The sequence below is a fragment of the Micromonospora sp. NPDC093277 genome, assembly GCF_044765245.1.
Taxonomy (GTDB): domain Bacteria; phylum Actinomycetota; class Actinomycetes; order Mycobacteriales; family Micromonosporaceae; genus Micromonospora.
This window is the reverse complement of sequence record NZ_JBIWJO010000001.1, coordinates 850,842-871,733: the sequence shown is the minus strand read 5'-3', so window position 1 is coordinate 871,733 and position 20,892 is coordinate 850,842. Positions and strand designations below refer to the sequence as shown.

Genomic DNA, 20,892 nt, shown 5'->3' with positions numbered 1-20,892 from the left:
GCTGCTCCTCTCGATCGAGTGACAGGGCCCGCGTCCGCGAGGCAGGTCGCGGCGACCGACGTCGGGCGCGGGCGTGGGCGCTGGCGGCTCGGTACGCGGGAATCCGTGGAGCCCTCGACCGTCCCGAGTCAGTTGGCTGCCCATAGCGACCATTCCATGGTGATCCGACACCCGACGCCAGCTTGATGAAATATTGTCACATTTCACCCGGTAGAGACGCCTCACCTGCCGCCCGTCCCGCTGCCACCGGCCTGCCCGATAGCCTTCCCGCATGGCCCGGACCGCCTGGATCTCGTTGACCACCGACTACGGCCTCACCGACGGATTCGTGGCGGCCTGTCACGGAATGCTCGCCCGGCTCGCCCCGGCCGCCCGAGTGATCGACGTGACCCACCTGGTGCCCCCGGCGGACGTCCGCCGGGGCGCGGCGGTACTCGCGCAGACCGTGCCGTACCTGCCGACGGGAGTGCACATCGGGGTGGTCGACCCGGGCGTGGGTACCAGCCGGCGGGGGATCGCCCTGGCCACCCCCGGCGGGCTGCTCGTCGGGCCGGACAACGGCCTGCTGCTGGACGCCGCCGAGGCCCTGGGCGGGATCACCGGAGCGGTGGAGCTGACCAACCCGGCATGGTTGGCACCGGAGGTCTCCCGCACCTTCCACGGTCGGGACGTGTTCGCGCCGGTCGCCGCCCGGTTGGCGCTCGACGCGCCGCTCGTCGAGGCGGGTCCGGCGCTGGACCCGGCGGCGCTGGTCCGGCTGCCCGTGCCGGTGGTCCGCCCGGAGCCGGACGGATTCGCCGCCGAGGTGCTCACCGTCGACCACTTCGGCAACGTGCAGCTCGCCGCCCCCGCCGGCCTCCTCGGCGGGCTGCCCGAGCGGATCCAGGTGGCCGGCCAGCCCGGTGCGCCGGGCGTTGGAACGGTCGCGGTGCACGGGCGCGCCTTCGGCGACGCCCCGGCCGGGGAGCTGGTGGTGTACGCGGACTCGGCCGGCCTGGTCGCGCTGGCGGTCAACACCGGCCGGGCGGTCGATCTGCTCGGCGTACGACCCGGGGACGTGCTGACGGTGACGGCGAGCTGAGCCGGCGGGCCCGGGTAGGCCCGGTCGCGGCCCGGGATGCGGCCCGCGGCACGGCCCGGGATGCGCGAGGGAGGATGGTCGGGTGCCCGAAGGCGACACCGTCTGGAACACCGCTCGCGTCCTGCAGCGGGCGCTGGCCGGTGCCCGGCTCACCGGCTCCGACTTCCGGGTGCCGCGGCTCGCCGCGACCGACCTGACCGGCTGGACCGTTCGGGAGTCGGCGAGCCGGGGCAAGCACCTGCTGCTCCGGCTCACCGCCCCGGACGGGCCCGCCGACGGCCGGCGGGACTGGACGCTGCACTCGCACCTGCGGATGGAGGGCGCCTGGCGGGCGTACGTTCCGGGCGAGCGGTGGGCGGCCCGGCCGGCGCACCTGATCCGGGCGGTGCTCCGCTCACCCGGCGCGGTCGCGGTCGGCTACCACCTGCACGAGCTGGCCCTGGTCCCGACCGCCGAGGAGGAGTCGCTGGTCGGCCACCTCGGGCCGGACCTGCTCGGCCCGGACTGGGATCCGGACGAGGCGGTCCGCCGGCTGGCCGCCCACCCGGACAAGACCATCGGCGAGGCGCTGCTGGACCAGCGCAACCTGGCCGGGGTGGGCAACCTCTACAAGTGCGAGGTGCTGTTCCTGCGCGGGATCTCGCCGTGGACGCCCGTCCGCGCGGTGCCCGACCTGCCCGGCACCGTCGCCCTGGCGCAGCGGTTGCTGGCCGCGAACCGGGGCCGCTGGACGCAGAGCACCACCGGCTCGCTGCACCGGGGGCAGACCAGCTACGTGTACGGCCGGCGGGCCCAGCCCTGCCGGCGCTGCGGCACCGCAATCCGCAAGGAGGAGCTGGGCGAGCGGGTCACCTACTGGTGCCCGGCCTGCCAGCCGGAGCGCTCCTGACCGGCAGCCCGTCCATCCTCGTCCACTTTGCAGCCTGGGTGCTCGTTTGTTCGAGCCGCCCGCGCCTCGCGCCACGTCCAGGAGGGCCGACACGGCGTCAGCCCCGGGGAGGGATCTGTTCCGCGGTTCACCGGCACCGCCGGCTCGGCGTGGAGGGCCAGGACAACCCGGCGGGCCGGGCCCGGAACCGGCGGGTGGAGATCCGTTTCGACCGGTGACAACGGCCGCCGATTCGTGGAACTTCCACGAACCGGCAAGATCCCCCTGAGATAGGGACGATTGGGTACTTCCGTCACCGCCTCCGGCGTCGCATGCTGCGGTTGACCGCTCACCGATCGTCAGCAGCGCGTACGCCCGGCACGCCGGGGTGGCGGCGGCCGCGCCTTGATCCCGGGGAGAGCAATGGCCCTGTTCCGCAGACTCCGGCCCGGCTGGGCGGACCGCGCCGTCCAGACCGGCGAGGACCACGCGCCGACCGTCCCCGCCACCCGCGTCGCCGAGGAGGAGACCGGGCCGGGGCCGGCCAGCCTCGACCCGGCCGCCGTGCCGCGCTGCTTCGGCCCGGTGCCGAACTTCGCCGGCAGCCCGCTGCCGGTGCTCGACCGGGACGGCCGGCCGATGCCCGGCACCGGCATCCGCAAGTTCGTGGACGCGCTGCCGCTACCCGGGTTCGACAACTCCAGCTCGGCGCGTCCGACGCCGCGCCACGACCTGGAGCCGTCGTTCGACAACTCCAGCCCGGCCGGCGACGGGCTGGACGCCCGGCTGCCGGTGGCGATGCCGGACACCATCACCTGGCCGGGCTGCGACTACTACGAGATCGGGTTGCAGGAGTACGGCCAGCGCCTGCACCGCGACCTGCCGGCCACCCGGCTCCGCGGTTACCGCCAGCTCAACCTGGGCACCGACCCGACCGGGCACAACACGGTCAGCCCGCCCGACCGGCCCTGGCACCTCGGCCCGGTGATCATGGCCCGTCGCGGTCGGCCCGTCCGGATCAAGTTCATCAACCAGCTGCCCACCGGGCGGGCCGGCGAACTCTTCCTACCGGTCGACGAGACCCTCGACGGGGCCGGCACCGGGCCACTGGGCGGGCCGGCGCCGTACCCGCAGAACCGGGCGGTGCCGCATTTGGCCGGGGCACACACGGCGTGGATCAGCGCCGGCAACCCCTGGCAGTGGGTCACCCCGGCCGGCGAGATCACCCCGTACCCGGTGGGGGTGGGGGTGGTCCCGGTGCCGGACATGCCGCCGCCGGGCGCCGGAGCCACCACCCGCTACTTCCCGAACGACCAGAGCGGCCGGCTGATGTGGCTGCACGACAACACGCTCGGCCTGTCCCGGCTCACCGTCTACTCCGGGCAGCTCGCCGTCTACCTGCTCACCGACCCGGCCGAGGAACGGCTGGTCGACGACGGGGTGCTCCCCGCCGACCAGATGCCGCTGGTGATCGAGGACAAGACCTTCGTGCCGGACGACGCCCAGCTCGCCGCGCAGGACCCGACCTGGGACCGGGACCGCTGGGGCACCAAGGGCAGCCTCTGGCACCCGCACGTCTACCAGCCCCGACAGAACCCGTACGGCGACACCGGCACCAACCCGACCGGCCGCTGGGACTACGGGCCGTGGACGCACGACCCGGACGGCGGCGACAGCCCGTGGGTCGCCCCGGTGCCGAACCCGTACCACGACCCGGTCGCCGAGCCGGACGAGCCGCCGCTGGCACCGAACGTGCCGCACCCGTCGGCCGTCCCCGAGGCGTACGGGGACACACCGCTGGTCAACGGGGTGGCCTATCCGTACCTGGTGGTGGCGCCGCGGGCGTACCGGTTCCGGATCCTCAACGCCTGCGCGGACCGCAGCCTCAACCTTCAGCTCTACCGGGCCGGCTCGGACGGGCCGATGTGGGCCGAGGACGGCAGCCTGGCCGACCCGGACGCCGGTGAGGTGCCGATGGTCGAGGCGGTACGGGCGGCCGGGCGGCCGGAGTGCTGGCCCACCGACGGGCGCGACGGCGGGGTGCCCGATCCCGACGCCGCCGGCCCGGAGCTGATCCGGATCGGCAACGAGTGCGGGCTGCTGCCCGCTCCGGTGGTGCTGGCGAACCGGCCGATCGGCTACCGGTACGACCGGCAGGACCCGACCGTGCTCAATGTGGACGGGCACGCCCTGCTGCTCGCCCCCGGGGAGCGGGCCGATGTGGTGGTCGACTTCGCCACGGTCCCGCCGGGCAGCACCCTGATCCTCTACAACGACTGCCCCGCGCCGGTGCCCCGGTTCGATCCCCGGTACGACCACCACACCGGCGCCGCGGACCGCACCGGCACCGGGGGACTCCCTGCCGCCCGGCCCGGCTACGGCCCGAACACCCGGACCCTGCTCCAGTTCCGGGTGGCCGGCACCCCGGCCGTGCCGTACGACGTGGCCCGGCTCGCCGCCCGCCTGCCCGGCGCGTACGCGGAGAGCCAGCGACCGCCGATCGTGCCGCAACCGGCGTACGACGCGGCCTTCGGCACCCGTACGGTTCGGGAGACGCTTGTCGCCGCGCCTGCCACCTCGGTCACCTACGCCCCGGCCGGGTCGGTCGCCCCGGTGACCCTGCCGCTGCTCGTCAAGTCGGTCGGGCAGGTCTTCGAGGCCCGGCACGGCCGGTCGGTGGGACGGCTCGGCGTCGGCCATCCGAACGCCGGCCCGCTCACCGCGGCCACCCTGCCGCTCGGGCCGGTCGACCCGGCCACCGAGGTGCTGTACGTGGCCGACCCCACCACGCCGGTCGGCGGGCCGGCCGACGGAACCCAGCTCTGGCGGATCGTCGGGGACGCCTCGCGTACCCACCCGGTGCACCTGGAGGGCTGCGACGTGCAGCTGGTCAACCGGGTGGGCTGGAACGGCACGGTACGCCCGCCGGACCCCGACGAGCTGGGCTGGAAGGAGACCGTCCGGGTCAACCCGCGGGAGGACGTGATCGTGGCGCTGCGCCCGGTCCCGCCCAGCCTCCCGTTCAAGATCGGCGACAGCGTACGGCTGCTCGACCCGGCCCGGCCGGCGGGCGCCCGGCTCGACGCCAGCCCGGTCAGCCCGGTCGACGGGCGGCCGACCACGGTGGTCAACCAACTGGTGAACCTGGGCTGGGAGTACCGGTGGCAGACCCGCGCGGCGGGGCTGCGCGACCAGGGGATGAGCCGGCCCCTGGTGCTGCGGGTCGCACCCGTGGCCCCGACCGGGCTGACCGCCAGCCCGGCGCCCGGCTCGGCCACCGCGCTACCGGCCATCGCGCTGGCCTGGACCGGCAACGGCAGCCGCCCACCGGCCACGAGTCACCTGCTGCAGCGGGCCACCGACGCCACCTTCACCGGCGGGCTCACCGAGATCACCGTGGCCGCCACCGCCACCCGATACACGGATGCCACGGTCACGCCCGGGGTCACCTACCACTACCGGATCCGGTCGGAGAACGCGGTGAGCTGCTCGGCCTGGTCGAACAGCGCCCCGGCGTCGGTGCAGCTCGCCTCGCCGCAGAAGCTGGTCGCGGCGGTGCCACCGGCCGCGCCGCTGCGGGTCGCGCTGCGCTGGGCCAACCGCTCGTTCGCCACCGGCGTGGACGTGCAGCGGGCCACCAACCCGACGTTCACCAGCGGGCCGGGCATCACCGCCATCGCGGTCGGCGGCGCCCACCTCGATCCGGCGGTCGCCCCGGACACCACGTACTACTACCGGGTCCGCACCACGTACCTGGGCGCGGCATCGCCCTGGTCGACGGTCGCCACGGTGACCACCCCGCCGCGGCCGGGGCTGCCGGCCGGGGTGAGCGCCACCGCCACCGCGCCCGCCCCGGACACCGCCACCGTGATCCTGAGCTGGTCCGCCAGCACACCCACCGGTGGGGGCTCCGGGTTCGTGGTGCAGCGGGCCGCCGACCCCGCGTTCGGCCACGAGCTGACCACCTTCACCGTCACCGGCCGGGGGTTCACCAACACCGGGCTGGCCCGGGGCGTCACCTACCACTACCGGATCCGGTCGTTCAACGTCGTCGGCACCTCCCCCTGGACCGGCCCCATCCCGGTCACCACCCCCGCCTAGCGCCGTCGATCAAGGGGCTTGCGTCGAGAATCCGCGCTGGCCCGACCCGAGCTCCTTGATCAACCGCGAACGGTGGGGATGTGGGGGGTGCGGAGTTCGGCCAGGGCGGAGGCTATGCCGTGCAGGAGGTCGGTCGCCTCGGTGAGGCGGGCCGCGGCGGGGTGCTCGGTGGTGGGGCGGGCGTCCTCGGCCACGTAGCTGGCGGCGGCCACCACCAGCCGCTCGTACGCCGACACGCCGCTCTCCAACTGGGCGGCAAGGGTGCCGTGCGTCTCGGCCAGCGGCCCGTGCGGGGCGAGCTTGAGCGCCCGTTCCACGCTGGCCACCCGGGCGGCCAGGTCACGCAGCGAGCGGTCGGCGTCGGCCGCCTCGCGGACCGCCGGCTCGGCCAGCCCGGTGAGCCGGCCGGACATCCCGTCCAGCGTCAACGCCGCCCGGTCGAGCCGGGCCCACGCCTGCGCGGCCGTGGTGCCGCGCAGCGCCATGCGGGACCGGACCCGGCGTACCTCGGCCAGAACGCCCGGCCCGACGGGCAGCCGCTCGACGGCGGCGACCAGCCGGGCGCGCGAGCGGGCGGCGGCCTGGGCCGCGTCGAGCGCCGGCGGGGCGGGCATGGCCGCGAGGGCCCGCAGGTCGGCCCAGCGCCAGGCGGCGATCGCGATCGCGCTGCCCGCGGCGCCGGCCCAGATCGCGTCCGGCAGGCCGATCCCGGCGTACGGAGTCAGCACCGCCGCGGCACCGCCGAGCCCACCGGCCAGGACGCTCCACCGACGGGCGGAGCGCCGCAGCCGGCGCAGCCGGCGGAAGTGTCGGGCCCGTTCGTCCGCCATCGCTCTCCTCGTCCCTAGCTGGTGGTGCTCTCCCCGGTGCCGCGCTCCCGGCTCATGCTGGCCCGGATCTCGTCCAGCCGGGCGGCGGCGGCCGGGTCGGCCGGCTGCGCCTGCCCCACCGTCGGGGTCTCCTGCCGGCCGGTCAGCCGCTCGCCGGCCATGCTCGACCGGATCTGCTCCAGTCTGGCCGACCCGGCCGAGTCGAGCGTCGCCTTCTGGATCTCCAGCATCCGGCCCTCGACGGAGTTGCCGGCCAGCTCGGCCCGGCCCATCGCGGTGGCGTACCGGCGCTCGATCCGGTCCCGGACCTCGTCCAGCGAGGGGGTGGTGCCGGGGGCGGTGAGGGCGGACATGGACTCCAATGACTGGGCCACGCTCTCCTGCATCTTGGCCTGCTCGAGCTGGCTGAGCAGCTTGGTGCGCTCGGCCAGCTTCTGCTGGAGGATCATGGAGTTGTTCTCGACCGCCTTGCGGGCCTGGGCGGCCGCGGCGAGCGCCTGGTCGTGCAGGGTCTTCAGGTCCTCGGCAGCCTGCTCGGCGGAGACCAGCTGCGTGGCGAGGAGCTGCGCCGACTGCTCGTACCGCCCGGCCTCGGCCTCGTCGCCGCGGGCCCGGGTCTGGTCGGCCAGCACCAGGGCCTGGCGGGCGTTCGCCTGGAGCTGCTCGACCTCGGACATCTGCCGGGACAGCTTCATCTCGAGCTGGCGCTGGTTGCCGATGACCGCGGCCGCCTGCTGGACCAGCACCTGGTGCTGCCGCTGGGCCTCCTCGATGGCCTGCTGGATCTGCACCTTCGGGTCGGCGTGCTCGTCGATCTTCGAGCCGAAGAGCGCCATCAGGTATTTCCAACCCTTGACGAACGGGTTCGCCATCTCCGCGTTGCCCCCTCAGTAGCGTCGCGCCGCCTCGCCCGCGCCGGGCGAGTCGACCGGCGGGCCACGCGGTGTGCCTCCATCGTTCCAGGCGTACGCCAGCCCGGCACCCGGACGACCCTGATCAACAGTACGCGGCGGATGCCACCGGAGCCATGGCGTGACCTGACGGGGTCAGGCGGCGCAGACGACGTCCCGTTCCGCGGTGCGGACCCGGGTGCTGCGCAGCGTCGCCTTGAGCGGCGAGTCCTGGCGGACCTGGACGGCCACCGACCCGTCGGAGGCCACCTGGCGAACCGCCCGGTTGGTCGCCTTGCGGACGGCCGGCGGGGCCACCGGCTGGTCGGCCACGGGGACCAACACCCCCGGCAGATGCTCGGCCAACGCGACCGTGTCGCTGACCTCGCGGAGCAGCTCGGAGAGGCGGGCGCCGAGCGCGTCGCAGATCGCCGCCAGCAGCTCGCTGGAGGCCTCCTTCTGGCCACGCTCGATCTCGGAGAGGTAGCCGAGGCTCACATTGGCGGCGGAGGAGACCTCGCGAAGGGTGCGGTGCTGCCCCTGACGGCGCGCCCGCAGTGCGTCACCGATCACCCGGCGTAGCAGGACCATCGCACCTCCTCCTGACGAGACCACCTGCTCCGGGCCGGCTGGCCGCGCCGCGTCGGGCGCGGCGGACCGCTCCCGGCGCCGATACCGTCCGTCGGAGCCTTCCCGCAACCGTACCCGTTGGCCGCCCGCGCGACATCCCGCCCCGCCTCTCCAATTGCCCGGATCCATCCGGACGGCACGCCGGACCGCCGCCCCCGGGCGACCCCACGCCCGGGCGCGGCGCGGTGCGCCTCACCGTCGGCCCGCTCCGGTCCGGTCGGCATCGCCCGTCCCGTCGCCCGTCTCCGCGTCGCTCTCGGCGCCCACCTCGGTGCTCGTCTCGCCGTGGATCCGGCCGACCAGCAACCGCAGCGCCTCCGTCACGGCGGCCGACCGGATGTGGTCGCGGCCACCGTCGAGGTCGAGCCGGCGCACTTCGGTACCGCCGGGACCGGCGACGGCGACGTACACCAGGCCGACCGGCTTGCCGTCCTGCGGTTCCGGCCCGGCTACCCCGGTGGTGGCCAGGCCCCAGTCGGCGCCGCAGCGGCGGCGCCCGCCCTCGGCGAGCGCGACGGCCACGTCCGGGTCGACCGGTCCGCGCGCCGCCAGCAGATCCTCCGGTACGCCGGCGAGCTGCGACTTGAGCTCGGTGGCGTAGACCACCAGGCCGCCCCGGTAGACGCCGCTTACCCCGGCGATCTCCACGATCGAGGCGGCGAGCAGTCCGCCGGTGAGGGACTCGACGGTCGCGAGGGTCTCGTGCCGCAGCGAGAGGCGGTGCACCACTCCCGCCGCCGGGCTCCCGACGGGCGGCTGGTGCCGCGCATCCGTCCCCATGCCGATCCTCTCTTCTGGTCAGCGAATGGGGCGGCGGCGAAGGCGGAGGGCCTGGGCGATGTAGTCGAACCCGGTCAGCACCGTGACGACGACCGCGGCAGCCATGATCCACGGGCCGACGGCGGCCGCGGCGCCGGGCATCGGCCAGAGGTACCAGGTGATGGCGAGGATCTGGAGCGCCGTCTTGATCTTGCCGCCCCGGCTGGCCGCGATCACCCCGTGCCGGATCACCCAGAACCGCAGCCCGGTGATGCCCAACTCGCGCAGAAGGATCACCGCGGTCACCCACCAGGGCAGCCGGTCGTACCAGGACAGCAGCACCAGGGCGGCACCGGTGAGCGCCTTGTCGGCGATCGGGTCGGCGACCTTGCCGAGCGAGGTGACCAGCCCGAACCGGCGGGCGATCCAGCCGTCCACCAGATCCGTCGCCGAGGCGACCACGAAGATCAGGCAGGCGGTCATCCGCCAGCCGGCCTGGGCCATCCCGGAGGTGACCACGGTGGCCGCGAAGACCGGCACCAGCAGCAGGCGCAGCGCGGTCAGCAGATTCGCCGCGTTGAGCAGCGGAACCCGCGACGCCACCGTCGACTCCGCCCCGGTCATCCCCGCACCCCGCTCCGGCCGCCGTGGCGTCCCTCGAACCGCACCACGTGGCTCCCCCGCTCCGCCCGGGCCCGTCGTCACCGTGCCGCGCCGGGCGCCGCCGAGATCATCTCATCCGGCACGGCGACCAGGTCGACACCCTCGGTCGCGGTGACCGTGGCCCGGACCAGGTCGCCGGGACGCAGCGCGGCCAGGTCGACCCCGCCGGCCTCCGGCGCGACCAGGGTGGTCGAGCCGTCCACCTCGGGCGCCTGGTGGGCCGCCCGGCCCTCGACCACGCCGTCGGCGATCGAGTCCACCAGCACCTCGACCGTCGACCCGAGCCGCTCCTCGGCCCGCTGCGAGCAGAGCTCGTCGGCGAGCGCGCTGAGCTTGTCGTACCGCCGCTTCACGGTGGCGGCGGAGACCTTGCCGGGCAGGCCGGCGGCCTCGGTGCCGTCCTCGTCGCTGTAGTCGAACACGCCGATCGCGTCGAGCCGCGCCTCGGTCAGAAACCGGACCAGCTCCGTCACGTCCTGACGGGTCTCGCCCGGGAAGCCGACGATGAAGTTGCTCCGGGCGCCCGCCTCGGGGGCCAGCGCGCGGGCGGAGGCCAACAGCTCCAGGAAGCGGTCGGTGGAGCCGAAGCGGCGCATCCGGCGCAGCACCGGCTCGCTGGAGTGCTGGAACGACAGGTCGAAATAGGGTGCCACGCCGGGTGTGGTGGCGATCACCTCGACCAGGCCGGGCCGGGTCTCGGCGGGCTGGAGGTAGCTGGCCCGCACCCGGACGATCCCGTCGATCGCGGCGAGCTGCGGCAGCAGCTTCTCCAGCGCCCGGGGGTCACCCAGGTCCTTGCCGTACGAGGTGGAGTTCTCGCTGACCAGCACCAGCTCGCGTACGCCGGTCTTGGCCAGCCACTCCGCCTCGGCCAGCAGCTCGTCCGGCGTACGCGAGACGAACGCCCCGCGGAACGCCGGGATGGCGCAGAACGCGCAGCGCCGGTCACAGCCACTGGCCAGCTTGAGCGAGGCGACCGGGCCGGTGTCGAGCCGGTGCCGCAGCACCTGCCGCAGGTGCGCCGGGGTGTGCTCGTCGGTTTCGGCGGTCACCCGGGCCGGGGTGCCGTGGCCCGGCAGCGACACCGCCGCGTCGCGCCGCTTGACCGGGGTGAGCGGCAGCAGCTCTCGCCGGTCCCGCGGGGTGTGCGCGTCCAGCGCCTCGCCCGCGACGACCGCGTCCAGCCGGGCGGAGATGTCCGGGTAGTCGTCGAAACTGAGCACCGCCTGCGCCTCGGGCAGGCTGTCGGCCAGCTCACGGCCGTACCGCTCGGCCATGCAGCCGGCGGCGACCACCTTGGCCCCCGTCTCGGCGGCGGCGAGCAGCGTCTGGATCGAGTCCTGCTTGGCCTTCTCCACGAAGCCGCAGGTGTTCACGACCACCACGTCGGCGCCCTCGCCGTCGGTGGTCACCTGCCAGCCGTCGGCGTGCAGCCGGGCGGCCAACTCCTCCGAGTCGACCTCGTTACGGGCGCAGCCCAGAGTCAGCAGGGCGACGCGACGGACGTCGGGGCCGGAAGGGGAGGTGGCAGACACCATCCGAGGGTACCGGGCCGCACCGGAAACCCGGCGACGGCCGCCCGCCACTCCGGCCCGGGCCTGCGCCGGTTGGCCACCGCTCCGACCCGGGCCGCCTCGCGAAGTGGCGCCGCAAGTTACGGCACATCGCGGTCTCCGCCCGCCGGGAGACCACGACTTGCCGCAACTCGCGCGACACGCTGGGCGCGACACGCGGGCGCCGGGTCAGCGGGCCGCCGCGCCTACCCGGGCCAGGCGGTCGAGCAGGAAGACCTCCGTGCCGGCCAGACCGGTCGAACAGAAGACCGAGATCTGGTCCGCGCCGGTCCGGCCGGGGACCGCCCCGGCCAGCACCGCGCCCAGGTCGCACAGCCGCCCGGCGTACGGCTCCACGGCGGCGAGCATCGGCGGGACATACGCGACGGCCTGCGCGGGCGAGTCGGTGACCAGCACGTCGGCGACGTCCAGCAGGTCCGTGCCGAACTCGTGCCGGTCGGTCTGCTTGAACCCGACCGCGTTGACGTGGGTGCCCGGGGCGAGGTCGGCGGCGGCCAGTACCGGGGTGGTGCTGGTGGTGGCGAGCACCACCACGTCCCGGTCGCGGATCGCCTCCTGGGCCGAGTCGACCGCGCGCGCCGGCACGCCCAGCTCGGCGCGGACCCGGGCGGCGAACGCCTCCCGACGGGCCACCGAACGGCTGTGCACGGTCACCTCGCGCAGCCGGCGGACCGCGGCGGCGGCCCAGACCTGGGTCCACGCCTGGCGGCCGGAGCCGACCACGCCGACGGTGGCCGCGTCGGGGCGGGCGAGCGCGTCGACGGCCACCCCGCCCAGTCCCCCGGTACGCCGGGAGCCCAGCTCCTCGCCGACGGCAATCGCCCGTACCGCGCCGCTGCGCGCGTCGTGCAGCACGACAAGTTGCCCGCTCTCCGGGAGGCCGAAGGTGTCGTAGGACCGGAAGCCGTACCACTCGCCGGTGAGGTGGCCGGCGGTGAGCACCATCCGCCCTCCGCCGAGCGCGGCGGACGCCCGGGGTGGGGCGACCAGCCGGCCCTCGTACGCGGCCAGCAACGCGTCCCGCACGGCTGCCACGGTGAACGGGGCGTCCAGGGCGGCGACGTCCTCGTCGGAGAAGAGCAGGGTCATGACGACATGGTGCAACTTGAAGTTGACGTCAACTCCAGCGGTGGTGGCCATTGTCACCGCGGTGGTCGGCCGCGGGCGGTGCTACCGTCGGCTGCGGCGGCACTGCCGCTCCGGACGAGTGGTGGGCGTACCCGGTCAGGCCAAGACGCCCCGCGTGAGTGACCACCCGTCCCGGCCCCGGCGGCCGGGCCTCACCCGCAGAGGTGACCGTCATGGCCTGGATCGTGCTGGTGTTCTCCGGGCTGCTGGAGACCGCGTGGGCGATCGCCCTCGACCGCAGCGCCGGCTTCAGCCGCCCACTCCCCTCCCTCGTCTTCGTCGTCTCGCTGGTGGCGAGCATGGCCGGCCTGGCGTACGCGCTGCGCGACATCCCGGTCGGCACCGGCTACGCGATCTGGGTGGGGATCGGGGCGGTCGGCACCACGCTGGTCGGCATGCTCGCGCTGAACGAGCCGGCCACGCTGCCCCGGATCGGCTGCCTGCTGCTGGTGGTCGCCGGCGTGGTCGGGCTCAAGCTGTTCCACTGACACCCGCGACACGGGCCGCACACCGGTTCAGCAGGCCACCCATCGGGTAGGCAGGCCGCACGTCGGGTATGCGGGCCGCACGTCGGGTATGCGGGCTGCGCAAGGGTGCGAAATGTCCGCACCTATCCGCGAGGGAATCGACATCACGGAGGAGACCATGGCTGGTACCCAGGCCACCGCCCGCCCGCACAACGCGGCCCGCGTCTGCACGATTCTCGCGTTTGTCTTCGCGGTCCTCGCGATCTTCATCGTGCCACCGCTCTTCGCCCTGGTCGGCCTGGTGCTCGGCATCGTCGGCGCGACGCGGGGTGACAAACCGCTCGGCTGGTACGGTGCCGCGGCGGCCGTGGTCGGCGGCATTATCGGCCTGGTCATCGCCTACGCGGTCCACCACTCCTGACCGCCGTGCCACACCCGTCCGGCTACTCGTCGCCGCGCAGGCCGGCCAGGACCTCTTCCAGCTCGTCCGGCTTGACCAGCACGTCGCGGGCCTTGGAGCCCTCAGACGGCCCGACCACGCCCCGGGTCTCCATCAGGTCCATCAGCCGGCCCGCCTTGGCGAAGCCGACCCGCAGCTTGCGCTGGAGCATCGATGTGGAGCCGAACTGCGAGGTGACCACCAGTTCCACCGCCTGCACCAGCAGGTCCAGGTCGTCCCCGATGTCCTCGTCGATCTTCTTCTTGCTCTCCTGCGCCACGGTCAGCACGTCCGACCGGAACTCCGGCTCGCGCTGGTTCTTGCAGAACTTCACCACGTCGTGGATCTCGCGCTCGGTCACCCAGGCGCCCTGGATCCGCAGCGGCTTGGACGCGCCCATCGGCAGAAAGAGGCCGTCACCGCGGCCGAGCAGCTTCTCCGCCCCCGGCTGGTCGAGGATGACCCGGGAGTCGGCGAGCGAGGAGGTGGCGAACGCCAGCCGCGACGGCACGTTCGCCTTGATCAGACCAGTCACCACGTCGACCGAGGGGCGCTGGGTGGCCAGCACCAGGTGGATGCCGGCCGCCCGGGCGAGCTGGGTGATCCGGACGATGGAGTCCTCCACGTCGCGCGGCGCGACCATCATCAGGTCGGCGAGCTCGTCGACGATCACCAGCAGGTACGGGTAGGGCCGCAGCTCCCGCTCGCTGCCCGGCGGCGCCTTGATCTCGCCGGTACGCACCTTGCGGTTGAAGTCGTCGATGTGCCGTACCCCGTTGGCGGCGAGGTCGTCGTAGCGCATGTCCATCTCGCGGACGACCCACTCCAGCGAGTCGGCCGCCTTCTTCGGGTTGGTCACGATCGGGGTGACCAGGTGCGGGATGCCCTCGTAGCCGGTCATCTCGACCCGCTTGGGGTCGACCAGCAGCAGCCGCACCTCGTCCGGCGTGGCCCGGGTCAAGATGGACACGAGCAATGAATTCAGGCAGCTCGACTTACCGGCGCCGGTGGCCCCGGCGATGAGGATGTGCGGCATCTTCGCGAGGTTGGCCACCACGTAGCCGCCCTCGATGTCCTTGCCCAGCGCCACCACCATCGGGTGGTGGTCGCTGGTGGCGGCCCGCGAGCGGAGCACGTCGCCGAGCGCCACGTTCTCCGGGTCGGTGTTCGGGATCTCCACGCCGACCGCGCTCTTGCCCGGGATCGGGCTCAGGATCCGCACGTCCGGCGACTTCACCGCGTACGCGATGTTGCGGGAGAGCTGGGTGATCCGCTCCACCTTGACGCCCGGACCCAGCTCGACCTCGTACCGGGTGACCGTCGGGCCGCGGGTGAAGCCGGTGACCGCGGCGTCCACGTCGAACTGCTCGAAGACGCCGGTCAGCGCGGCGATCACCTCGTCGTTGGCCTTGCTCCGGCTCTTCGGCGCGGCGCCGCTGCCCAGGATGTTGGCCGGCGGCAGGGTGTAGTCGCCGGCCAGCCCGGTCAGTGCGAGCTGCTCGGCCCGGGTGGGCAACGGCGAGTGCTCCGGCGGCTCCGCCGGCTTGCGGGTCGCCGGCACCTTCCCCGGCCGCTTGCGCGGCAGCACCAGGGTGTCCTGCAGGTCGACGCCGTCGAGGTCGTCGAGGTCGCCGTCCGGGTCCGCCGGGTCCAACGGCGGCGGGACGCGCTTGGCCGGCCGCTTGCGGGCCGGCTTCGGCGTCGCCTCGGCCTCGGCGTCATCGGTGGCCGGCGCCCCGACCAGGCTGCCGGCGAGCAGCCCGAGGCGCTCCGGGATCTTGTTGATCGGGGTCGCGGTGACCACCAGCAGACCGAAGACCAGCAGCAGGACGAGCAGCGGTACGGCCACCCAGGCGGTGACGGCGGCCTTCAGCAGGTCACCCACGCCGGCGCCGACGAGGCCCCCCGCGTAGTCCCGCTGCACCCCGTTGGCCGGGTCCTGTCCGATGTGCAGCATCGCCGCGGTGGCGAGCAGCATCGAACCCCAGCCGACCAGGCCGCGTCCGCGGTGGGCGGGATCGGACGGGGTACGCAGCAGCCGCCAGGCGCCGATCATCAGCAGCACCGGCACCACGATCGCGATCGCGCCGAGGAAGAGCCGGACGGTGTCGGCCAGGCGTGCGCCGACCGGCCCGGCGCCGCCGAACCAGATGGCCACCGCGCTGAGGATGGCGAGGCCGAACAACAGCAGCCCGCCACCGTCGCGGCGGTGCTCCGGGTCGAGGTCACGGGCCGAGGCGGCGTGCCGGCCGGCGGCCCGCACCGCCCAGCCCAGGCCGTGCGCCACGCCCATCCACAGTGCACCCACCGCGCGACCGACGTACGCGGCCGGCGTCGGCCGGGCCGCGGGCCGCCGCCGGGGAGCCGCCTTGGTGGCCTTCTTCGCCGGCTGGCGGGCACGGCTGGTCGTGGTGCCACGCGGCGACGCGCCGCGCCGCCGGCTCGCCTGAGAGGTACGGCCCGCCATAGAGTCACCGTAACGGCGGGACCCGGTGGATCGCCGCTTTTCCGGGTCGTGTCCGCGCGTCGCAGCACCGACCGCGCCGCAGTCTGTGTTATTCGCCTCAGAAGGGATGCCCCCATGGCGTCGCCGGAGATCGAGGACGGTCCGGACGGCCCCCTGTCCGGGCACCCGCAGGCGTTGCGGCCGCTGACCGGCGAGCTGATCGCCGCCGTGCTGGCCAACCGGGGGTACGCGGTGGCCGAGGACGCCGACGGCGACCTGGTGGGCCGCTGGGAAGAGAGCCTGATCTGGTTCCACCGCCGGGGTGCCGCCGGGGAACTGCTGCAGGTCCGCGTGGTCGCCGCGCACCGCTTCGGCATCGAGCGGGTCCCCGACCTGTACGCCTTCTGCAGCTCCTGGAACCACGACCGGCTCTGGCCCAAGGCGTTCGTGCACGTGGCCGACGACGGGCTGGCCCAGGTCTGCGGCGAGGTGACCACCGATCTGGAACGCGGCGTCACCCCGCACCAGCTCGACCAGCTCATCGACTGCGGCATCGTCACCGGCTGCCAGCTCGCCGCCACCGTGGGCCGCCTGCCGGGCGGGTCGGCCCGGTGACCACCTTCCGCGACCGGGGGCTGGCCGACGCCCTCGCCGACGCCCGGGACCTGCCCGACGGCGAGGCCCGCTGCGCCGAGCTGGAGCGGATCGCCGCCCGGGCCGACGCGACCGGCGACCCGCGGACCGGGCTGGCCGCGCGGTTCGCGCTGATCGAGGCGTACCTGCAGCTCGGGGAGCGGTGGCGGCTGGTCGAGCTGGTGCGCCGCTGCCTGGCCGCGCTCGACCGGACCCCCGGGCTGCTGGACGGCCGCCCCGACGACGCCGTACGGCTGCGCCGGCATCAGCGGCAGGCGGTGGAGGCACTGTTCGGCACCCCGCGGATCAGCCTGGACCAGGCCCGCTCCCTTTTGGACGACCTCGCCGGACGGCTCGGCCCGGACGCCGACCCGGTGGCCGAGCTGCGCTGCCGGCTCGCCGACCATCTCGGCGACGAGCCCACCGCCCGCCGCGAGTACGCCCGCTGGCCCGACCCGGCCACCGCCGGATGGCGGTCGCGTCGGGACGACGATGTGGACGCCACCGCCTTTGGAGCTGATGTCGCAGACCAATCAGCGGGCGGGCGATCCGTCGGTGACATCGACTCCACAGCGGGTCATGGCTGCCCAGGGTGCGCCCCGGCACGGCGGGCCGAGCTGCTGGCCGGCTGGGGGGAGCCGGCCGCGGCCCTGGCGGCGCTGCGACCGGTGCTCGACGGCGAGGTGGGCTGCACCGACCAACCCGAACGGGCCCTCACCGCGGCGCTGCTGCCGTGGCTGCGCACCGGCGAGGCCACGCGCGCCGCCCGGGCGCACGTCCGGGCGTACCGCCGGCACCGCCGGGAGCGGACGGCGTTCCCGCTGATCGCCGCGCACCTGCGCTTCTGCGCACTGGGCGGGCACCTGGACCGTGGGCTGGACCTGCTGGCCGAGCAGCTGCCCCGGCTGGACCAGCCCGCCGACGACCTCTCCGCAATGGAGTTCGCCGCGTCGGGCGCGCTGCTGTGCGGGCTGGCCGTCGAGGCCGGGCTCGGCGGGCGGCGGATGCACCGTCCGGGGCACGGGCCGCGGCCGGCGGCCGAGGTGGACGTCGCCACGCTGGGCGGCCAGCTCCAGGCGCTCGCCATCGAGCTGGCCGGCAGCTTCGACGCCCGTAACGGCACCGGGCACCAGTCCGGCCGGATCGCCTCCTGGCTGGTCGAACGGCCGATCGCGGACCCGGTGCCGCTGCCCGGCGAGGACGACATCGACGACTGGCCGGACGACGACCCGGCCGAACCGGGCCCGCCCGCCGAGGACGATCCGGCCCCGCTCACCCTGGCCCTGCTCACCGCCGCCCTCGACCAACGGGGCGACGGCTACGCGGTGGAGCCGGACGGCACGGTGGTGGGACGCTGGGGCGAGGCCGTGATCCAGTTCCGCCAACTCGGCCGCCGGGGCGAGATCCTGCACGCCCGGGTGGTGGCGACCCGCCGGCTGCCGGCCGACCGCCGAGCCGAGGCGTACGCGTTCTGCAACGCCTGGAACCACGACCGGCTGCTGCCGGCGGCGTACGTGCACGATCCCGGCGACGGGACGCTGGTGCTGGCCGCCGACGTCACCACCGACCTGGCGTACGGGGTGGCCCCGACGCAGCTCGTGGTGCTCGTGACGGCGGCGGTCAGCACCGGCACCGCGTACGCCGAGGCGGTCGCCGCGCTGCCCTGACCCGAGGGCGCGGGTCAGACCTCGACGACCGTCGGGACGATCATCGGCCGGCGGCGGTACGCGTCGTTGACCCAGCGCCCGACGGTGCGCCGGACGATCTGCTGGAGCTGATGCGGGTCGGTGATGCCGTCCGCGGCGGCCCGGTTGAGCGCCTCGGTGACCAGCGGAACGACCGGGCTGAACGCCTCCGGATCCTCGGAGAAGCCCTTCGCGGAGACGGTCGGGCCGCCGACCACCTTGCCGGTGACCGAGTCGACCACCACGGTGGCGGCGATGAAGCCGCCGTCGCCGAGGATCCGCCGCTCGGTGAGCAGCGACTCGCTGACGTCGCCGACGGCGAGGCCGTCGACGTAGACGTACCGGCTCTTCACGTGGCCCACCAGGCTGGCCCGCCCGTCCACCAGGTCGACGACGTCGCCGTCCTCGCAGAGCACCACCCGGTCGGGGGCGACGCCGGACTCGACGCCGAGCCGGGCGTGCGCCCGCAGATGGCGCCATTCGCCGTGCACCGGCATCAGGTTGCTCGGGCGGGTGACGTTGAGCAGATAGAGCAGCTCGCCGGCGGGGGCGTGGCCGGAGACGTGCACCTTGGCCACGTCCTTGTGCACGACCACCGCGCCGGCCCGGGCCAGCCGGTTGATCACCCGGTAGACCGAGGTCTCGTTGCCGGGCACCAGCGACGACGCGAGCACCACCGTGTCACCGGGGGCGATGGTGATGTGCCGGTGGTCGCCGCTGGCCATCCGGCCCAGCGCGCTCATCGGCTCGCCCTGCGAGCCGGTCGACATCAGCACGATCTGCTCGGGCGGCAGGGCGGTGGCCTCCTCCAGCCCGACCACCAGGCCGGGCGGGATGTTCAGCAGGCCGAGGTCGCGGGCGATGCCCATGTTGCGGACCATCGACCGGCCGATCAGTGCAACCTTGCGGCCGTGCTCGACGGCCGAGTCGAAGACCTGCTGCACCCGGTGCACGTGCGAGGCGAACGAGGCGACGATGATCCGGCCGCGCGCCTTGGCGAAGATCGAGTCGAGCACCGGGCCGATCTCCCGCTCCGGGGTGACGAAGCCGGGGATCTCCGCGTTGGTGGAGTCCGACAGGAGCAGGTCCACGCCCTCGGCGCCGAGCCGGGCGAAGCCCGCCAGGTCGGTGATCCGGCCGTCCAGCGGAAGCTGGTCCATCTTGAAGTCGCCGGTGTGCAGCACCAGGCCGGCGCCGGTCCGGATGGCCACCGCGAGCGCGTCCGGGATCGAGTGGTTGACCGCGAAGAACTCGCACTCGAACGGGCCGAGCCGCTCCCGTTCGCCCTCCCGCACGGTCAGCGTGTACGGCTGGATCCGCCGCTCGGCCAGCTTCGCCTCGACCAGGGCCAGGGTGAACTGCGAACCCACCAGCGGGATGTCGGGCTTGTGGGCGAGCAGGTACGGCACCGCGCCGATGTGGTCCTCGTGGCCGTGGGTGAGCACGATCGCCTGGACGTCGGCGAGCCGGTCCAGGATCGGACCGAAGTCCGGCAGGATCAGGTCCACGCCCGGCTGCTCGACGTCGGGGAAGAGCACCCCGCAGTCGACGATCAGCAGCTTGCCGTCGTACTCGAAGACGGTCATGTTCCGGCCGATGGCGCCGAGTCCGCCGAGCGGGATGATCCGCAGGCCGCCTTCCGGCAGTGGCGGGGGAAACTCACCCTCGATGTGCGCCTCGGTCACGCGTCCACCTCATTCTGCGACGCCGTCACGCGGCGCGCGTCGTGTCGTTCGGTCATTCGGGAAGTGCCAGGCCCGCCGCCGCGCAGTCGATGCGTAGCTGGGCCAGTTCGTCGGCGGTGACGTCCACCAGCGGCGGGCGCACCGGGCCGGCCGGCAGGCCCCTGGCCGCCAGGCCCGCCTTCACCAGGATCACACCCTGGCTACGGAAGATGCCGGTGTACAGCGGCAGCAGCCGCCGGTGCAGCGCGAGGGCGGTGGCGTTGTCGCCCGCCTCGTACGCCTCGATCATCTGCTTGGTCTGGACGCCGGTGAAGTGCGTCGAGGTGCCGACGACGCCGACCGCGCCGACCGCGAGGGCGGGCAGGGTCAGCGCGTCCTCGCCGCTGTAGTAGGCCAGGTCGGTGCGGGCGAGCACCTCGGAGGCCGCGGTGAGATCGCCCTTGGCGTCCTTGACCGCGACGATCCGGCCGTGCTCGGCCAGTCGCACCAGGGTCTCGGTGGCGATCGCGGTGCCGGCCCGGTGCGGGATGTCGTACAGCATGATCGGCAGGCCGGTGCCGTCGGCGACCGCGGTGAAGTGCCGCAGCAGGCCGCTCTGCGGCGGCTTGTTGTAGTACGGAGTGACCACCAGCAGGCCGTGCGCGCCGGCCTTCTCCGCCTGCGCGGCGAGCTCGATGGTGTGCCGGGTGTCGTTGGTGCCCACCCCGGCCACGATCCGGGCCCGGTCGCCGACCGCCTCCGCCACGGCCCGGATCAGGTTCTCCTTCTCCGCGTCGGTGGTGGTCGGGGATTCCCCGGTGGTGCCGTTGAGCACCAGCGCGTCGTTGCCCTGCTCGTCGACGAGGTGCTCGGCGAGCCGTACGGCGCCGTCAAGGTCGAGCGACCCGTCGGCGGCGAACGGGGTCACCATGGCCGTGATCAGTCGCCCGAACGGGCGCGATGCGCCCCGGTCGGGAGCGGCAGGGTGGTCGTGCGTCATGTTCACAACCTAGCGGACGACCACCGGAACTCCG

General features: G+C 74.2%; 17 protein-coding genes and 1 riboswitch. Of the genes, 7 read left to right on the top strand and 10 right to left on the bottom strand.

The annotated features are described in order from the left end of the window. The first annotated feature begins 271 nt into the window (after positions 1-271). The 3 genes from ACIRG9_RS04015 (at position 272) to ACIRG9_RS04005 (ending at position 6,050) form a co-directional block, all read left to right on the top strand. Entirely contained in the window at positions 272-1,081 is an 810-nt protein-coding gene (locus tag ACIRG9_RS04015; RefSeq protein ID WP_402849734.1) for an S-adenosyl-l-methionine hydroxide adenosyltransferase family protein, read from the top strand. 82 nt (positions 1,082-1,163) lie between these two features. Further along, the gene (locus ACIRG9_RS04010; RefSeq protein WP_402849731.1) at positions 1,164-1,970 is read left to right on the top strand and encodes a DNA-formamidopyrimidine glycosylase family protein; all 807 of its coding nucleotides are present in this window, start codon (positions 1,164-1,166) and stop codon (positions 1,968-1,970) included. Between the two features lie 402 nt (positions 1,971-2,372). Beyond that, the gene (locus ACIRG9_RS04005) at positions 2,373-6,050 is read left to right on the top strand and encodes a multicopper oxidase domain-containing protein (protein WP_402849729.1); all 3,678 of its coding nucleotides are present in this window, start codon (positions 2,373-2,375) and stop codon (positions 6,048-6,050) included. 59 nt (positions 6,051-6,109) lie between these two features. Here the strand turns inward: ACIRG9_RS04005 and ACIRG9_RS04000 are convergent, their stop codons facing one another. The 7 genes from ACIRG9_RS04000 to ACIRG9_RS03970 form a co-directional block, all read right to left on the bottom strand. Beyond that, positions 6,110-6,880 (bottom strand): hypothetical protein, encoded by a 771-nt coding sequence (locus ACIRG9_RS04000; RefSeq protein ID WP_402849726.1) that lies wholly within the window; start codon positions 6,878-6,880, stop codon positions 6,110-6,112. 14 nt (positions 6,881-6,894) lie between these two features. Next, positions 6,895-7,752, bottom strand: a complete 858-nt coding sequence (locus tag ACIRG9_RS03995; RefSeq protein WP_402849724.1) for a PspA/IM30 family protein — start codon at positions 7,750-7,752, stop codon at positions 6,895-6,897. Between the two features lie 174 nt (positions 7,753-7,926). Beyond that, positions 7,927-8,361 carry a helix-turn-helix domain-containing protein gene (locus ACIRG9_RS03990; RefSeq protein ID WP_402849721.1) on the bottom strand — a complete coding sequence of 145 codons (435 nt, stop codon included), beginning with the start codon at positions 8,359-8,361 and terminating at the stop codon, positions 7,927-7,929. Between the two features lie 231 nt (positions 8,362-8,592). Beyond that, positions 8,593-9,180, bottom strand: coding sequence for a CinA family protein (locus ACIRG9_RS03985; RefSeq protein ID WP_402849719.1), 588 nt, complete (start codon positions 9,178-9,180; stop codon positions 8,593-8,595). A gap of 18 nt (positions 9,181-9,198) precedes the next feature. Then, positions 9,199-9,783 (bottom strand): CDP-diacylglycerol--glycerol-3-phosphate 3-phosphatidyltransferase, encoded by a 585-nt coding sequence (pgsA, locus tag ACIRG9_RS03980; RefSeq protein WP_402849716.1) that lies wholly within the window; start codon positions 9,781-9,783, stop codon positions 9,199-9,201. A 77-nt stretch (positions 9,784-9,860) separates the two neighbouring features. Next, positions 9,861-11,360 (bottom strand): 30S ribosomal protein S12 methylthiotransferase RimO, encoded by a 1,500-nt coding sequence (rimO, locus tag ACIRG9_RS03975; RefSeq protein ID WP_402849715.1) that lies wholly within the window; start codon positions 11,358-11,360, stop codon positions 9,861-9,863. A gap of 204 nt (positions 11,361-11,564) precedes the next feature. Next, complete coding sequence (locus tag ACIRG9_RS03970; RefSeq protein ID WP_402850266.1) at positions 11,565-12,485, bottom strand: ornithine cyclodeaminase family protein; 921 nt, start codon at positions 12,483-12,485, stop codon at positions 11,565-11,567. Positions 12,486-12,574: 89 nt separating this feature from the next. Next, positions 12,575-12,640: riboswitch (guanidine-III (ykkC-III) riboswitch) on the top strand. Between the two features lie 57 nt (positions 12,641-12,697). On the opposite strand from ACIRG9_RS03970, the gene ACIRG9_RS03965 reads away from it, so the two are divergent. Both ACIRG9_RS03965 and ACIRG9_RS03960 read left to right on the top strand, forming a co-directional pair. Next, entirely contained in the window at positions 12,698-13,012 is a 315-nt protein-coding gene (locus ACIRG9_RS03965; protein ID WP_402849712.1) for a DMT family transporter, read from the top strand. 157 nt (positions 13,013-13,169) lie between these two features. Next, positions 13,170-13,412 (top strand): hypothetical protein, encoded by a 243-nt coding sequence (locus ACIRG9_RS03960; protein ID WP_402849711.1) that lies wholly within the window; start codon positions 13,170-13,172, stop codon positions 13,410-13,412. A 22-nt stretch (positions 13,413-13,434) separates the two neighbouring features. On the opposite strand, the gene ACIRG9_RS03955 is transcribed toward ACIRG9_RS03960, so the two are convergent. After that, positions 13,435-15,897 carry a DNA translocase FtsK 4TM domain-containing protein gene (locus ACIRG9_RS03955; protein ID WP_402849708.1) on the bottom strand — a complete coding sequence of 821 codons (2,463 nt, stop codon included), beginning with the start codon at positions 15,895-15,897 and terminating at the stop codon, positions 13,435-13,437. 114 nt (positions 15,898-16,011) lie between these two features. Here ACIRG9_RS03955 and ACIRG9_RS03950 point away from each other — a divergent pair, with 114 nt between their 5' ends. Together ACIRG9_RS03950 and ACIRG9_RS03945 are read left to right on the top strand one after the other, a co-directional pair. Beyond that, complete coding sequence (locus ACIRG9_RS03950) at positions 16,012-16,491, top strand: YbjN domain-containing protein (RefSeq protein ID WP_402849705.1); 480 nt, start codon at positions 16,012-16,014, stop codon at positions 16,489-16,491. Then, positions 16,488-18,176, top strand: a complete 1,689-nt coding sequence (locus ACIRG9_RS03945; RefSeq protein ID WP_402849702.1) for a YbjN domain-containing protein — start codon at positions 16,488-16,490, stop codon at positions 18,174-18,176. The genes ACIRG9_RS03950 and ACIRG9_RS03945 overlap by 4 nt, the downstream gene beginning before the upstream one ends. A gap of 14 nt (positions 18,177-18,190) precedes the next feature. Here ACIRG9_RS03945 and ACIRG9_RS03940 read toward each other — a convergent pair whose 3' ends face one another. Both ACIRG9_RS03940 and dapA read right to left on the bottom strand, forming a co-directional pair. Continuing rightward, positions 18,191-19,879 (bottom strand): ribonuclease J, encoded by a 1,689-nt coding sequence (locus tag ACIRG9_RS03940; RefSeq protein WP_402849699.1) that lies wholly within the window; start codon positions 19,877-19,879, stop codon positions 18,191-18,193. A 52-nt stretch (positions 19,880-19,931) separates the two neighbouring features. Then, a complete protein-coding gene (gene dapA, locus ACIRG9_RS03935; RefSeq protein ID WP_402849697.1) occupies positions 19,932-20,858 on the bottom strand; it encodes a 4-hydroxy-tetrahydrodipicolinate synthase in 927 nt (308 codons plus the stop codon). Between the last annotated feature and the right edge of the window lie 34 nt (positions 20,859-20,892).

Excerpts from the sequence above, each read along its gene's own strand:
- ACIRG9_RS04015 (WP_402849734.1), top strand. The coding sequence starts at position 272 with ATGGCCCGGACCGCCTGGATCTCGTTGACCACCGACTACGGCCTCACC.
- ACIRG9_RS04005 (WP_402849729.1), top strand. The coding sequence starts at position 2,373 with ATGGCCCTGTTCCGCAGACTCCGGCCCGGCTGGGCGGACCGCGCCGTC.
- ACIRG9_RS04000 (WP_402849726.1), bottom strand. The coding sequence starts at position 6,880 with ATGGCGGACGAACGGGCCCGACACTTCCGCCGGCTGCGCCGGCTGCGG.
- ACIRG9_RS03995 (WP_402849724.1), bottom strand. The coding sequence starts at position 7,752 with ATGGCGAACCCGTTCGTCAAGGGTTGGAAATACCTGATGGCGCTCTTC.
- ACIRG9_RS03990 (WP_402849721.1), bottom strand. The coding sequence starts at position 8,361 with ATGGTCCTGCTACGCCGGGTGATCGGTGACGCACTGCGGGCGCGCCGT.
- ACIRG9_RS03985 (WP_402849719.1), bottom strand. The coding sequence starts at position 9,180 with ATGGGGACGGATGCGCGGCACCAGCCGCCCGTCGGGAGCCCGGCGGCG.
- pgsA (WP_402849716.1), bottom strand. The coding sequence starts at position 9,783 with ATGACCGGGGCGGAGTCGACGGTGGCGTCGCGGGTTCCGCTGCTCAAC.
- rimO (WP_402849715.1), bottom strand. The coding sequence starts at position 11,360 with ATGGTGTCTGCCACCTCCCCTTCCGGCCCCGACGTCCGTCGCGTCGCC.
- ACIRG9_RS03970 (WP_402850266.1), bottom strand. The coding sequence starts at position 12,485 with ATGACCCTGCTCTTCTCCGACGAGGACGTCGCCGCCCTGGACGCCCCG.
- ACIRG9_RS03965 (WP_402849712.1), top strand. The coding sequence starts at position 12,698 with ATGGCCTGGATCGTGCTGGTGTTCTCCGGGCTGCTGGAGACCGCGTGG.
- ACIRG9_RS03960 (WP_402849711.1), top strand. The coding sequence starts at position 13,170 with ATGGCTGGTACCCAGGCCACCGCCCGCCCGCACAACGCGGCCCGCGTC.
- ACIRG9_RS03955 (WP_402849708.1), bottom strand. The coding sequence starts at position 15,897 with ATGGCGGGCCGTACCTCTCAGGCGAGCCGGCGGCGCGGCGCGTCGCCG.
- ACIRG9_RS03950 (WP_402849705.1), top strand. The coding sequence starts at position 16,012 with ATGGCGTCGCCGGAGATCGAGGACGGTCCGGACGGCCCCCTGTCCGGG.
- dapA (WP_402849697.1), bottom strand. The coding sequence starts at position 20,858 with ATGACGCACGACCACCCTGCCGCTCCCGACCGGGGCGCATCGCGCCCG.